At 63.0% G+C, this 13,609-nt stretch carries 14 protein-coding genes; 5 read left to right on the top strand and 9 right to left on the bottom strand.

What is annotated here, in order from left to right:
* The first annotated feature begins 92 nt into the window (after positions 1–92).
* Positions 93–302, top strand: a complete 210-nt coding sequence (locus I5961_RS18555; protein ID WP_227233001.1) for a hypothetical protein — start codon at positions 93–95, stop codon at positions 300–302.
* Positions 303–305: 3 nt separating this feature from the next.
* Here I5961_RS18555 and I5961_RS18550 read toward each other — a convergent pair whose 3' ends face one another.
* The 6 genes from I5961_RS18550 to I5961_RS18525 form a co-directional block, all read right to left on the bottom strand.
* The gene (locus I5961_RS18550; RefSeq protein WP_227233000.1) at positions 306–1,097 is read right to left on the bottom strand and encodes a transporter substrate-binding domain-containing protein; all 792 of its coding nucleotides are present in this window, start codon (positions 1,095–1,097) and stop codon (positions 306–308) included.
* Between the two features lie 59 nt (positions 1,098–1,156).
* Positions 1,157–2,020, bottom strand: a complete 864-nt coding sequence (gene copD, locus I5961_RS18545; protein ID WP_227232999.1) for a copper homeostasis membrane protein CopD — start codon at positions 2,018–2,020, stop codon at positions 1,157–1,159.
* Positions 2,021–2,023: 3 nt separating this feature from the next.
* Positions 2,024–2,398: a copper homeostasis periplasmic binding protein CopC gene (copC, locus tag I5961_RS18540; RefSeq protein WP_064380958.1), complete on the bottom strand. Its 375-nt coding sequence runs from the start codon at positions 2,396–2,398 to the stop codon at positions 2,024–2,026.
* 31 nt (positions 2,399–2,429) lie between these two features.
* Complete coding sequence (locus tag I5961_RS18535) at positions 2,430–3,320, bottom strand: copper resistance protein B (protein WP_227232998.1); 891 nt, start codon at positions 3,318–3,320, stop codon at positions 2,430–2,432.
* Positions 3,321–3,331: 11 nt separating this feature from the next.
* Positions 3,332–5,044 carry a copper resistance system multicopper oxidase gene (locus tag I5961_RS18530; RefSeq protein ID WP_227232997.1) on the bottom strand — a complete coding sequence of 571 codons (1,713 nt, stop codon included), beginning with the start codon at positions 5,042–5,044 and terminating at the stop codon, positions 3,332–3,334.
* Positions 5,045–5,139: 95 nt separating this feature from the next.
* On the bottom strand, positions 5,140–5,622 hold the full coding sequence (locus I5961_RS18525) for a hypothetical protein (protein ID WP_085700459.1): 483 nt from the start codon (positions 5,620–5,622) through the stop codon (positions 5,140–5,142).
* A gap of 165 nt (positions 5,623–5,787) precedes the next feature.
* Between I5961_RS18525 and I5961_RS18520 the strand changes: the two genes are divergently transcribed.
* The gene (locus I5961_RS18520) at positions 5,788–6,453 is read left to right on the top strand and encodes a ribonuclease T2 (RefSeq protein ID WP_227232996.1); all 666 of its coding nucleotides are present in this window, start codon (positions 5,788–5,790) and stop codon (positions 6,451–6,453) included.
* A 52-nt stretch (positions 6,454–6,505) separates the two neighbouring features.
* On the opposite strand, the gene I5961_RS18515 is transcribed toward I5961_RS18520, so the two are convergent.
* Positions 6,506–7,363 carry a LysR substrate-binding domain-containing protein gene (locus tag I5961_RS18515; RefSeq protein ID WP_227232995.1) on the bottom strand — a complete coding sequence of 286 codons (858 nt, stop codon included), beginning with the start codon at positions 7,361–7,363 and terminating at the stop codon, positions 6,506–6,508.
* Positions 7,364–7,473: 110 nt separating this feature from the next.
* Between I5961_RS18515 and I5961_RS18510 the strand changes: the two genes are divergently transcribed.
* The 3 genes from I5961_RS18510 to I5961_RS18500 all read left to right on the top strand — a co-directional run bounded on the left by I5961_RS18510 (position 7,474) and on the right by I5961_RS18500 (position 10,726).
* Positions 7,474–8,181 carry a haloacid dehalogenase type II gene (locus tag I5961_RS18510; protein ID WP_227232994.1) on the top strand — a complete coding sequence of 236 codons (708 nt, stop codon included), beginning with the start codon at positions 7,474–7,476 and terminating at the stop codon, positions 8,179–8,181.
* 12 nt (positions 8,182–8,193) lie between these two features.
* Complete coding sequence (locus tag I5961_RS18505) at positions 8,194–8,967, top strand: aldolase (protein ID WP_227232993.1); 774 nt, start codon at positions 8,194–8,196, stop codon at positions 8,965–8,967.
* 187 nt (positions 8,968–9,154) lie between these two features.
* The gene (locus I5961_RS18500; protein ID WP_227232992.1) at positions 9,155–10,726 is read left to right on the top strand and encodes a GGDEF domain-containing protein; all 1,572 of its coding nucleotides are present in this window, start codon (positions 9,155–9,157) and stop codon (positions 10,724–10,726) included.
* Positions 10,727–10,787: 61 nt separating this feature from the next.
* Here the strand turns inward: I5961_RS18500 and I5961_RS18495 are convergent, their stop codons facing one another.
* Both I5961_RS18495 and I5961_RS18490 read right to left on the bottom strand, forming a co-directional pair.
* Positions 10,788–11,084 carry a hypothetical protein gene (locus I5961_RS18495; protein WP_227232991.1) on the bottom strand — a complete coding sequence of 99 codons (297 nt, stop codon included), beginning with the start codon at positions 11,082–11,084 and terminating at the stop codon, positions 10,788–10,790.
* 78 nt (positions 11,085–11,162) lie between these two features.
* Positions 11,163–13,592 carry a TonB-dependent receptor gene (locus tag I5961_RS18490; RefSeq protein ID WP_227232990.1) on the bottom strand — a complete coding sequence of 810 codons (2,430 nt, stop codon included), beginning with the start codon at positions 13,590–13,592 and terminating at the stop codon, positions 11,163–11,165.
* Positions 13,593–13,609: the final 17 nt, after the last annotated feature.

Genomic DNA, 13,609 nt, shown 5'->3' with positions numbered 1-13,609 from the left:
CGCTGTCGAACCCTGAAATTTCATCTTCCCACCACCCGCACCGGCCTACGATCCATCCACAAGATCCCGATCCCACGCGAGCGCCACACACCATGAACAATCCACTCAAAGCGCTGTTGATCGTCGCCACTGTCGCACTTTTAAGCGCCTGCTCCGGTTCCGGTGGCTTGACCACCACCAGTTGTTTCTCCAGCGACTGTCAGTCGCCGCAGGCGCGGAACATGAATACGTTGAAGTTCGGCGGGAGCAATATCGGTAACAGTTTCAACCAGTACAGCTCCGGCCTGATGCATGACGACTGAGGTTTACTGGGCCGCGGGTACGGCGATCCATTCGCTCAGGACTTTCTGGTATTTGCCGGTGACTTTGCTCAGGTGCAGCCACTGGTCGACGTAGAGTTTCCAGCTGATGTCGTCGCGCGGCAGCAGGTAGGCTTTTTCGCCGTATTGCATGAACTGGCTCGGGTTGACGGCGCACAGGCCGGGTTTGAGTTTCTGTTGGTAGAGGGCTTCGGAGGCGTCGGTGATCATCACGTCGGCCTTGTTGTCGAGCAGTTGTTCGAAGATGGTCACGTTGTCATGCAACGCCAGTTGCGCCTTGGGCAGGAAGGCGTGGACGAAGGCTTCGTTGGTGCCGCCGGCCGGTTCGACCAGGCGCACGTTCGGCTGGTTGATCTGGTCGATGGTCTGGTATTTGGACTGGTCGGCGCAGCGCACCAGCGGGATCTTGCCGTCGACGTCGAGGGTGTTGCTGAAGAAGGCTTTTTTCTGGCGCTCGAGGGTCACCGAGATGCCGCCCACACCGATGTCGCATTTGCCGGCCTGCATGTCCGGCATCAGGGTTTTCCAGGTGGTCTGTACCCATTCGACCTTGACGCCGAGGCTGTCGGCCAGGGATTGCGCCATGGCGATGTCGATGCCTTCGAATCCGCCGTCCGGGCGTTTGAAGGTGTAGGGCTTGTAGTCGCCGGTGGTACAGACGCGCAACTGGCCTTGTTGCTGAACGGTGTCGAGGTGCGAGGCCGACTCTTGTGCCTGAGCGGCGCCGGCCATGGCCAGCAGGCCGCAGAAGATCATCGTGCTTTTTGGAATTGTCATGGAGATCGGGCTTGTGCAGTGGAGGTGCGGGCCAGTGTAGTGAATGCGTTTGCCGGGTGTCATCCCGGTTCCGGGCTCAACGTGCCCAGCCACGCCACCAGTCCCACGATCAACAGCGCAATCACCAGCTCCAATGCCAAGCTGCGGCGCAGGGCGTTTGCTGCCACTTGATGCTGCCCGGCGCGCAACGATTGCTCGAGCAACGGCCCGAGGTGGAAGCGGTTCAACGCGGCCAGCACCAGCATGCCGCAGAACAACACAACCTTGATCGCCAGCAGAATCCCATAGGTGCCAAGCAGGATTTCGCCCAGTGCCGGGCCGACGATGAACAGGTAATTCGCGACGCCGGTCACCGACAGGATCAGCACAATCGCCGCGCCGACGCTTTCGAAGCGTTTGACGGAATCCGCCAGCGAACGAATGCGCGCCTCGCTGAGCAATGCATTGAGCCGCGCCATCAAGATCAACGCGAGCATGGCGCCCAGCCACGCCCCCGCCGCGAGCAGGTGCAGGATGTCGCTGAGCAGATGCCACGCGTTATCCATCGCGCCGTGTCCGCTCCAGGCCAGGGAGGCGAGGGCGATGGCGCCGGCCATCGACGCCAGCCACAATCCGGGCCAGATCATCACGGCGATCAGCGCAATCATCCGCAGCGTCCACGCCAGCCCGACGTCGGTTTCCAGCACCATCATTTGCAGGTGCGGCCACAGCGCCGCGAATTCCGTTTCGCCACTCATGGCGCGGGTCATCAGCACCAGTCCCGCTACTGAGAGCAGTGCCCCGATCAACGCCATCCCGCGCAGCATCGGTCGAAACCGCAGCACCGCGTCAACGCTGTACAGCCCGAACAACGCCAGCCCGAACAACATCAGCAAATCCACATACAACGCCAGACGCAGGAGGATGTTGATCAGTTCAGCCATCGCTCACTTCACTTTGAACGTGACGTTGCCGGTGATCGGGTGCGTGTCCGACGACACCGCGCGCCATTCGACCTTGTAGGTGCCGGCCGGCAAGGGCGAGAGCGGGGTGACGAGCATGGTTTTCGGGTCGCTGCCGGCGCTGACTTTGGCCTTCATCGGCATGGGCGAGTGGGCCATGCCGGGCATTTCGGTCATCACCAGTTTGGCGCCGGAGAACTGAGTCAGCAGATCCTCCGAAAAACGCAGTTCGATCTTGCCGGGTGCCGCGCCGTCGGCACCTTCGGCCGGGGTCGACGACAGCAGTTTCGGATGGGCCTGGGCCAGGGTGCTCAGGAGCAAACCGCTGGCGAGGACGAGGGAGATTTTCAATGTGCGCATGCAAGACCTCGGTATTGTTTTTTGATGGGATTCAGAACCACAGCCGCACGCCGAGGACGAGTCGCGCTTCGCTGCGATCCTCGCCTTCTTCCCGGGCGTAATCGGCGGTGTTGCCGTAAGAGCGATTCCAGGTCACGCCGATGTAGGGCGCGAATTCGCGGCGGATTTCGTAGCGCAACCGCAACCCGACTTCAGTGTTCGACAGGCCCGAGCCGATCCCGCGTTGCGGGTCGTTTTTGCCGTAGACGTTGAGTTCGGCGGTGGGCTGCAGGATCAGGCGGTTGGTCAACAGGATGTCGTAGTCGCCTTCGAGCCGCATCGCGCTCTGGCCGTTTTCGCCGAGAAACGCCGTGGCTTCGGCTTCGAAGTTGTACAGCGCCATGCCCTGCAGACCGAACGCGGCCCAGGTTTGCGGTGCGCCGGGCTTGAAATCCTGGCGCACGCCGCTGACCACGTCCCACCACGGCGAAATCGCGTGGCCCCACAGCGCCTGGATCTCCGCGTCTTCGGTTTTGCCGTTGCTGCGTTCGCCCTCGGAGCGCAGCCACAGCCGATCGATGTCGCCGCCGATCCAGCCGGACAAATCCCAGGCCAGGGTGCTGGCGTCGTCGGCATCCTGCCATTCGAGTTTGTCGGCGAGGAAGTAAGTGTTGATGGCGCTGTCGTGAACCTGGTGTCCGGCGTGGCTGGTGAACACGGCGGCGCGGTCGGCGTCGGTCAGCGCCGGGATCGGCGTGCGGCTTTCGGTCGGCGCGGCGGGCTGCATCATGCCGTCGTCCATGCTTTGCATATCACCCATTTGACTGTGATCCATGCCTTGCATGTCAGCCATCTGGCTGTGATCCATGCCCTGCATGTCGCTGGCGGCGAAGGTCTGGGACATCGACAGGAGTGACAAGGAAAACGCGGCAAATCGAGTCATGGTCGGCGTCCTCATTCTTCCACCCGCACTTCGCGGAACATGCCCATTTCCATGTGGTACAGGAGATGGCAGTGATAGGCCCAACGGCCGAGCGCATCGGCGGTGACGCGGTAAGTGCGGCGGGTGCCGGGCGGCATGTCGATGGTGTGTTTGCGCACCTTGAAGTCGCCGTTTTCGTCCTCCAGATCGCTCCACATACCGTGCAGGTGAATGGGGTGGGTCATCATGGTGTCGTTGACCAAAATCAGGCGGATGCGCTCGCCGTATTTCAGACGCAGCGGCTCGGCGTCGGAGAATTTGATGCCGTTGAACGACCAGGCGAATTTCTCCATGTGGCCGGTGAGGTGCAACTCGATGGTGCGGCCCGGGTCGCGGCCGTCCGGGTCTTCGAACGTGCTGCGCAGGTCGGCGTAGGTCAGCACACGGCGGCCGTTGTTGCGCAGGCCGAGGCCGGGGTCGTCGAGTTTCGGGGCGGTGGTCATGGCTTGCATGTCCACCAGCGGGTTGTCCTTTTCGCTGTCGGGGTGCGACTGCATCGGGCCCATGTTCATGCCGGCGTGGTCCATGCCACTCATATCGCTCATGTCCATCGAGCCATGGTCCATGCCGCCCATGCCCATGTCGTCCATGGTCACCAGCGGGCGTGGGTCCGGTGCCGGCACCGGGGCCGACAAACCGGCGCGGGCGGCGAGGGTGCCTCGGGCGTAGCCGGTGCGGTCCATGGCCTGGGCGAACAGGGTGTAGGCCTCGGCGGTGGGCTCGACGATCACGTCATAGGTTTCCGCCACGGCGATGCGCAGCTCATCGACGCTGATCGGCTTGACGTGCAGGCCGTCGGCGGCGACCACGGTCATTTTCAAGCCGGGGATGCGCACGTCGAAGTAGCTCATGGCCGAGCCGTTGATCAGCCGCAGACGCAGCTTTTCACCGGGCCGGAACAGTCCCGTCCAGTTGTCATCGGGTGCGTGGCCATTCATCAGAAAGGTGTACGTGGCGCCGCTGACATCGGCGATGTCGGTGGGATTCATCTTCATCTGGGCCCACATCGTGCGATCGGCGACGGTGGCGCCCCAGCCTTTTTCGCTGACGTCATGGATGAAATCGCCGACTGTGCGCTTGTGGAAGTTGTAGTAATCGGACTGCTTTTTCAGGGTCTTCATCAGGCTGGCCGGGTCTTCGTCGGTCCAGTCGCTGAGCATCACCACGTAGTCGCGGTCGTACTGGAACGGCTCCGGCTCCCGGGCATCGATCACCAGCGGGCCGTAGACGCCGGCCTGTTCCTGCAACCCGGAGTGGCTGTGATACCAGTAGGTGCCGTGCTGGCGGACCTTGAATTGGTAGACGTACACGCCGCCCGGCTCGATGCCCTTGAAACTCAGGCCCGGCACGCCGTCCATGTTGGCCGGCAGCAGAATGCCGTGCCAGTGGATCGAGGTGTCGACCTTGAGTCGGTTGCGCACTCGCAACGTCACGGTGTCGCCTTCGCGCCAGCGCAATAGCGGGCCGGGCAGACTGCCATTAATGGTCAGTGCTGTGCGGGGCTGGCCAGTGAAGTTGACCGGGGTTTCGCCGATGAACAGTTCGAAGTCGGTGCCGCTCAATTCGTTCACTTGGCCGGGGCTGTTCAAGGCCCAGACCGGCGTGCGCCACAGGCCGAGGCCGCCGAGCAGACCGCTGGCGGCAAGGCCTTTGACGAAGGTACGTCTTGACGTGGTGGAAGGCATGCGCTGGAAGTCCCCGTTTGACCAATGACGAGGAGGCTAACCAGTGGCAGCTTTCAGCTGGCTGAGGGGCGGATTACAGTTTTGTCAGGTTCGGCCTACAGACCGAGCCCTTCCTGGACTACCAACAGCAGGTTGTTTTCCGTCAACGCAATCGCATCCAGTTGTTGCCCGGTCTCGATGGTCTGCAACCACCAGTGGCTTTCGCCGTGTTCGTCGACGGTGCGCAGAAGCGATGTTTCTTTGCCCGGCAAGTTGATCTGCACGCGCCCCGAGCCGTCCTCGGTGAAACGGGCGATGGGATCGAATGTCAGGCTGTGATGGTTGGCTTCGATGACCAATTGGTCGATGGCGTAGTCGTGGGTCTCGCCATCCGGTGAACTTTCGCAAACATGGGTAGGATTTCGCCGAATCTTCAGTCCGACTTCGGTGACCGGTTGCAACCAGCCCTCGATGCGGTGATACAAGGCGTAGACCTGAGCCGGCCAGCAATCGATCTCAAGTTCAGCGCAGGTGATTTCGTCAGCATGGGTGTGCCGGGTTTGTTTGAGTTTCGCGGCGAGTTCGTCTGCTTTACTCATGTCGGTTCCCTGTGGTGAATGCAACAGCATGGTAGTCCTTTCAAAGTAATGCAGGTTTTGCCCTGCGTCATGCGCTTGCAACACGGGCATGACTCAATCAGCGTCTGGCCAAATGACGGTCAGACCACAGAAACCACGGACGCACGCGTCCCAAGGAACGGGAACATGAAAAAGCTTTTTACAATTATGGCGCTGATTGCGCTGACGGTCGGTAGCATCGGCCTGAGTTCGGCGCGCCAGTCACACGCCAACAAGGCACCGACGGAGTCGGTGGCGGGGGTGTTCGATTACTACCTGCTGACGTTGTCCTGGTCGCCGACCTTTTGCCTGACCCATAAGGACGATCCGCAATGCACCGGCAAGGGTTACGGTTTTGTCCTGCATGGCCTGTGGCCGCAATACGCCAGGGGCGGCTGGCCGGAATCCTGCCCGCCGCTGACCAACCTGTCGGCCGCCGAAACGGCCAAAGGTCTGACGCTGTTCCCGACCAAAAAACTGCTCGATCACGAATGGAGCAAGCACGGCACCTGCAGCGGCCTCGGCGCTATGGGTTATCTGGACGAAGCGGACAAAGCCGTGGCCGCGGTGAACATCCCGGAAGAGTTGCAACCGTTCAGTAGCTCTTATTACTTCGAAGCGCAGGAAATTGCCGACCTGTTCCGCAAGAGCAATCCGGGCATCCCGTCAGACGGTATCGCCGTGATCTGCAACGGCCCGGAACTGTCGGAAGTGCGCGTGTGCATGGGCAAGGACCTGCAATTCGGCGCGTGCGGCAAGGGCGTGAAAACCCAGTGCCGGGCGGGGGATATTCGAGTGCCGCCATCGCGTTGACCGATCATAAAAACAGGCGCCTGAAAAGGCGCCTGTTTTTTTGCGATCAACCTCAAGCAAATCCCCCCGCATCCACCCCCAATTCCCCCCGCAAAAACTCCACCAGCCCCCGCTGCAATCCACTCAACACCCCCTCGCGACTGACCAGTGCCAGCTCCGTCGGCGGCAATGGCGGCAAGTCCGTGCACACCCGATGCTCCGGCAACACTGCCGAAGCCGGCAGCACCGAAACCCCAAGCCCTGAGGCCACCGCCGCCTGAATGCCGGTCAGGCTGTGGCTGCCGAAGGCCACACGCCAGGGGCGTTGCGCCACGTCGAGCAGGCGAATCGCCCGTTGTCGGTAAAGGCAGCCTTGAGGAAACAGCGCCAGAGGCAACACGCCGCTGGATGAGTCGAACTCCGCGCCCTTGACCCACACCAGTCGCTCCGGCCAGGTCGCCCAGGCGGGGCCGCTGTCGGGTTCGCGTTTGATCAGGGCGATGTCGATTTCGCCGCTGTCGAGGCGTTGGCGCAGGTCGAGGCTCATGCCGCTGACGGTTTCCAGCCGCGCTTGCGGGTGGCTGCGGGTGAAGCCGGCGAGGATCAGCGCCATGCGCCGGGCGTCGAAGTCTTCCGGCATGCCGATGCGCAGGATTTCCAGGTCCAGATCGCTGGCCAGGGCTTCGCTGGCCTCGGCGGACAAGGCCAGCAGGCGACGGGCATAGTGGATCAGCAGTTCGCCGTGCTCGGTGACGCTGACGTTCAGCCCGGTGCGATCACGCAACAGCAGGGCGTGGCCGACCAGTTCTTCGAGTTTGCGCACCTGTTGGCTGACCGTGGATTGGGTGCGATGGACGCGTTCGGCGGCGCGGGTGAAGCTGCCTTCATCGACCACGCAGACGAAGGTTTTCAGCAGTTCCAGATCCAGCATGGCGGCGCTCTCGATATTTGTTTGGCAACTGACGGTTGGCTATTTATTTAATTTCACACTATCACCCCGAGTTCATAACCTGAAGCCCTCACTTGCAGAGGAATGCCCCCATGACGTTGATCCACACACCGCGCCCGCAATGGCTGACCTTCGATTGCTACGGCACCTTGATTCAATGGGACGAAGGCCTGCGCGCCGTGGCCGAGCGGATCCTGAGCGAAAAAGGTGAACACGGGGTCGACGCCGGGCGCCTGATCGAGGTCTACGACCGCCACGAACATCGCCTGGAACAGACGCCGCCGCACCGCTCGTTTCGTGAGCTGAGCACCCTCGGCCTGCAATTGGCCCTGGAGGAACTGGGCCTGGCGAGTGCCAGCGAAGACAGCCAACGCCTGGCCGCCGCGATCCCGCAGATGCCGCCGTTTCTCGAAGTCGTCGACACCCTCGCGCAGCTCAAGGCCAAGGGTTTCAAGCTGTGCATCGTCTCCAATACCGATGACGACATCATCGCCGGCAACGTCGCTCAACTGGGTGGCCACATCGACCGGGTGATCACCGCGCAACAGGCCGGCGCCTACAAACCGGCGCCCCGGCTGTTCGACTACGCTCATGAGCAACTGGGCGTCAGCCGCGATCAGGTGGTGCACATCTGCGCCAGCCCGATGCTCGATCACACGGCGGCTCGCGACATGCATTTTCGCTGCGTCTGGATCGACCGTGGCACCGGTCGTCAGTTGCTGCCGGACTATCGGCCCGACGCGATTCTCAACACGCTGGACGAAGTCCTTCCGTTGTTCTCATCCCTTGGCTGGTCATAAAGGAGTTTCGCCATGGCCCATACCCTGACCGGCAGCGCCCGAGCTGCGCGTTGCGCCCCGTTGAACCTCGACAGCGAAGCCATCATCACCGCTCGCCTAGAGCTTGCGGCGTGCTTTCAACTGGCGGCGTTGCATGGATTGGAAGAGGGGATCTGCAATCACTTTTCGGCGATGTTGCCTGGGCACGCTGACCTGTTTCTGGTCAATCCCTACGGCTATGCATTTTCCGAAGTCACGGCGCACAACCTGCTGGTCTGCGACTTCGATGGCAACGTGGTGGACGGTGCGGGCCAACCGGAGGCCACTGCTTTCTATATTCATGCGCGGCTGCACCAGCGGCTGCCTCGGGTGAAGGTCGCGTTCCACACCCACATGCCGAACGCGACGGCGTTGTGCCTGCTGGAGGGGCCGCCGCTGTTGTGGCTGAGTCAAACCGCGCTGAAATTTTACGGGCGCACGGCGGTGGACGAGCATTACAACGGGCTGGCGCTGGACGCGCGTGAGGGCGACCGGATTGCCGGGGTCATGGGCGAGGCCGACATTCTGTTTCTCAAGAACCACGGGGTGATTGTCGCGGCGCCGACCATCGCCGAAGCCTGGGACGATCTGTATTACCTGGAGCGTGCCGCGCAGGTGCAACTGCTGGCGATGGCCACGCAACGGGAGCTCAAACCGGTGCCGCACGCGGTTGCGCAACGGGCGTACGAGCAGATGCGCGAGGGCGATCCGGAAAGTGCGCGGGCGCATCTGCACAGTGCGATGCGGCGGTTGTCGAGCCGGGAGTGAAGGCGAGGAAAACGGGCAGGCAAAAATAATTCGCGTCGCAGGTCATCCAATTGCCTTGCGCGCCGATAGCAACAGGGTCGGGATCGTAGCGGGGGCACTTGGTTGCCCCACACAACCCGGTGGGCTACGCTCACAAGAACAAGGGTTTCGGGCCTTTGCCCCTGTCGTACCTGCCCAGGACACGCTTTTGCCTATCCCCATTCACGATCCGCATCAGGCCCCCGGCGGCACCCTCAAGCGTTTGCCCCTGCGCAAGGCGGCGGTGTTGTTCATCGTTGCCGTGTGTCTGTGCCTGTTCGGTTTGCTGTACTTGCAGATCGAACAGTCGCGGCGCCAGGATCTGGCGAACGCGCAGATGTCTTCGGCCAACCTGACCCGGGCCATGGCGCAGCAGGCCGAGGACACCTTTCTGGCGGCGGATCTGGTGATGACCAGTCTGGTCGACTGGATTCAGGAAGACGGTTATGGCGCGGCGCAAAAGACTCGCCTGCAGAAAACCCTCGCGCGACGGGTGCAGCAACTCGAGCAGTTGCACGGCATGTTCCTGTTCGACCGCGAAGGGCAGTGGGTGATTACCTCGTTCCCGAATCTGCCGCGTGGCAATGGCGTGGCCGATCGCGAGTACTTCAGGTTTCACCAGCAGAACGTGTCGTCCGTTGCGCATATCGGCCCGGCGATCCGCAGCCGCGAGAACGGCGAGTGGATCATCCCGATCTCGAAACGGATCAACGACCGCGCCGGCAATTTCCAGGGCGTGCTGCTGGCCGGGATCAAGATGTCGTACTTCGACAAGTTCTTCAAAAGCTTCAGCCTGGACGACAACGGCACCATGTTCCTCGGCCTGACCGACGGCACCTTGCTCGCCCGCCGGCCGTTCGACGAGTCCCTGATCGGCACCTCGCTGGCCAAGGGCGAGATCTATCAGACGCTGCTGCCCAATGCCTCCGCCGGCACCGCGATGATCGACTCGGTGGTCGACGGCGTGACGCGCCTTTACGGTTACCGGCAGCTGGAAAGTTATCCGCTGGTGGTGGCCGCCTCTTCGTCGCGGGACACGATTCTTCAGGGCTGGCATGACCGGGCGTTCCAGTCCAGCGTGATCGTGGCGCTGGTGATGCTCGGCGTGGGGCTGTTCGGCTGGGTGTTCATTCATCAGGTGCGCGATGGCGAGCGGATCGAGAAAAATCTGCGCAAGGCCCAGCGGGCGCTGGAGCAGATCGCCACCCACGACAGTTTGACCGGGCTGGCCAACCGGCGCCTGTTCGAGCGTTCGCTGGACGTGGAGTTTGCCCGGGGCGCGCGGCAGTCGAGCCCGGTCAGCCTGATCATGCTCGATATCGATTTTTTCAAAAGCTACAACGACGCCTACGGCCATGTGGCCGGCGACCATTGCCTGACGCAGGTCGCGCAGGTGGTGAAAAACTGCTGCCAGCGCAAATCCGATCTGGCGGTACGCTATGGCGGCGAGGAGTTCGCGGTGTTGCTGCCGGACACCGACATCAACGGCGCACTGGCGATCGCCGGGCAGATCCGCCGCAGTGTCATGGACAAGCACATCACCCACAGCGGTTCGCCGACCGGTTATCTCACGGTGAGCCTGGGCTGCTATTCCTTCATTCCGCTGGGCAACGACAGCCCGGAACTGTTCATCCAGCGCGCGGATGCGGCGCTGTATCAGGCCAAGAACGCCGGCCGCAATCGCGCGGCCGTGTTGTCGATGGACGTCGGCGTCGGCGAGTTACTGCGCTCGGATCGCTGACAAAAAAACAATCGGGTTCAGCCACAGGCCATGGCACTTACCACGGCCTGCTCTTGTTCGTTCAGCTGCCGGTGCCACCGCCAGCTCCACCCGTACCGCCGCCGGCCGAACCGGTCCCGCCGCCAGCCCCTGAGCCTGAACCGCTGGCGCCGCCGTTGGTGCCGGTGCCTTGGCCCATGCCATCGGAATTGCTGCCGCCCGAAGGCGCGCCCGGGGTGCTGTTCGGTGGCTGGGTCGAGCCGCTGGTGGCGCCGGATTTGGTGCCGGTGGCATCGGCGCCGTCGTTTGCAGCAAAGCTTGCGGTGGAGGCGGCCAGCGTGGCGGCCAGCAGGATTGAGGTCAATGTGCGCGTCATCATGGTGTGTCTCCAGTCAGGGGATCTACCTGATATTGGTCTGACGCGCACAAGGCTTGGTGCCGGCCGGATGACGAGCGGTCAGAAGTCCACGGTCGCCGAAACCTTCAGCGTCCGCGGCGTGCCCTGGGTCAGGTAACCGCCGTTGGCCGAAGCCCAATAGGCTTCATTGGCGACGTTCTCCAGATTGGCCCGCAGGGTGATCTGCTTTTCATCCAGTTTGAAGGCGTAGCGCGAGCCAAGGTCGAAGCGGTTCCACGCCGGAATGCTCTGGGTGTTGGCCGCGTTCAGGTACTGGCCGCCGGTGCGCAACATCCGCGCGCTGAGGGCCGCGCCTTCGAGCCCCGGAATGTCCCAGTCGGCACCGAGGTTGAACTGGAAGCGCGGCACCCCGACGGCGCGGTTGCCGTCATTCACGCCGTTGCTGCTGCCTTCCAGTTCAGTCTTCATCACGGTCGCGCCGCTGAGCAGGCGCAGGCCGTCGAGCGGTTCGCCGTAGATGTTGAGTTCCACGCCTTTGTTGGTCTGCTGGCCGTCGACCCGGAAGATCCCGTCCTGGGTGTAGCTCGACGGTTGCTCGATGCGATAGACGCCGAGGTTGGCGCCGTAGCTGCCCATGTCCACGCGCACGCCGGCTTCGATCTGTTTGCTGCGCACCGGGGCGAAGGTTTCGTCGCGGTTGATTGCCGTGGTCGGCGGCGTCGGGCCCTTGGCCAGGCCTTCGATGCGGTTGGCGTAGAACGACACGTGTTCCCACGGCTTGATCACCAGGCCGTAGACCGGGGTGGTGATCGATTCTTCATAGCTGGAAGTGCGGGCGCCGGTGGCGGTGCTCCAGCCGTCGACTTTCAGTGCCTGGCGGCGCACGCCGAGGGTCAGCAGGATACGGTCATCGACGAAACCGAGGGTGTCGGAAATCGCCTCGCTGCGCAGGATGTTCTTGCCGGTGATGCGCGGGTCGTTGATGTCGCTGGCAAACGAGGTCGGCGTCGGGCGCGGTTTGTCGGTGACGTTGTACAGGTTGGTGCTGTAGCGCCCGGCCGCGCCGATGGTTTCGAACGCCGAGCGTTGCTCGCCCCAGATGCCCGCCCAGCCGAGGTTCAACTGGTGCGTGACGGGGCCGGTGTCGAAGCGGCCGTTGAGCCCGGCCATTGCGCTTTTACTGTCTTCATCGTGTGGCGAATAGAGCATGCCGCCACGGGCGTTGCCGTTGAGGTCGGTGACGGTCAGCGACGAGTACACGCCGTTTTCGCGGGTGTGCTTGGCGCCGCCGGACACGTAGGCGGTCCAATTGTCGTTGAGGTCGTATTCGGCGCGGGCCATGCCGAAGGTGTCTTCGAGTTGCGAGTAGCTCCAACTCTGGGCGTAGCTGGCGTTGGCGTGCGGCACCTTGGGGGCTTTGGTCAGGCTCGAATCGACATAGATCACCGAGCGACCCTGATTGATCACCTGCTTCTGATAACCGAAATCGGTCGAGACCCGCAGGCGATCGCCGCGATAGTCCAGGCCGACGCTGAACAGCGACGAGCGCTGGTCTTCTTCATCGACGGCGGTGTCGCCTTCGCGCTGCATCAGGTTGACCCGCGCGCCAAAGCGGTTGTCTTCGCCGAAGCGCTGGCCCAGATCCAGATGCCCGCCGACCCGGCCGTCGGCGCTGTAGTCGAGGGTGACGCTGCGCGTTGGCGTGTCCATCGCGCGTTTGGGTTGCAGGTTGATCCCGCCACCGATGCCGCTGCCGCTCGGGGTCACGCCGTTGACGAAGGCGTTCGGGCCCTTGAAAAGCTCCACTCGATCCAGCGCTTCGACGGCGATGATCTGCCGGGGCAGCACGCCATAGAGACCGTTATAGGAAATGTCATCGGAGGCCAGCGGCAGGCCGCGGATCATGAACATCTGCGAGAAGTTGCCGAAGCCGTTGGACTGGCGCACCGAGGCATCGTTGAGCAACACGTCGCCGACGGTTTGCGCCTGCTGATCGGCCATGGTCTTGGCGGTGTAACTGGTGACGCTGAAGGGCAGGTCGTTGACCTCCTGGTTGCCGAGCATGCCGATCTGCGCGCGGCGGGCGACCTGTTCGCCGCCGTAGGTGGCGCCGCTGTCGTCGCGCAGGGCGCTGACATTGGTGGCGCCCAGTTCCAGCGCGCCGTCCGCCGCGACTTTCGGGGCCACGGTGTAGCCGTTGTGGCCGGTGCTGATCAGCTCGAAACCGCTGCCTTCCAGCAACCGGGCAAAACCGCTCTGCGCGGTGTAGCTGCCTTGCAGGCCGGGGCTCTGGCGATTGCCCAGTTGTGCCGGATCGAACGACAGCGGCACGCCGACGCTGACCGCAAACTGCGCCAGCACATGGCTGAGCGGGCCGGGGCCGATGTTGACGGTACGGCTGGTGCTTTCGCTGATGCTGTCGGCGGCGTGGGCGGCAGTCGGCAGCAGTGCGCTGAAGGCCAGAGCCAGGCTCAGGTGCAGGGCTTTGAGCGCAAACGTGGCGGGGCGGGGCAATGGCATTGCGGTCATTCGGTGTTCCTGTCGGG

Source organism: Pseudomonas sp. IAC-BECa141 (assembly GCF_020544405.1).
In the GTDB taxonomy this organism is placed as follows: Bacteria; Pseudomonadota; Gammaproteobacteria; order Pseudomonadales; family Pseudomonadaceae; genus Aquipseudomonas.
The sequence above is the reverse complement of the archived record's forward strand: the minus strand, read 5'-3'. Positions and strand labels throughout refer to the sequence as shown.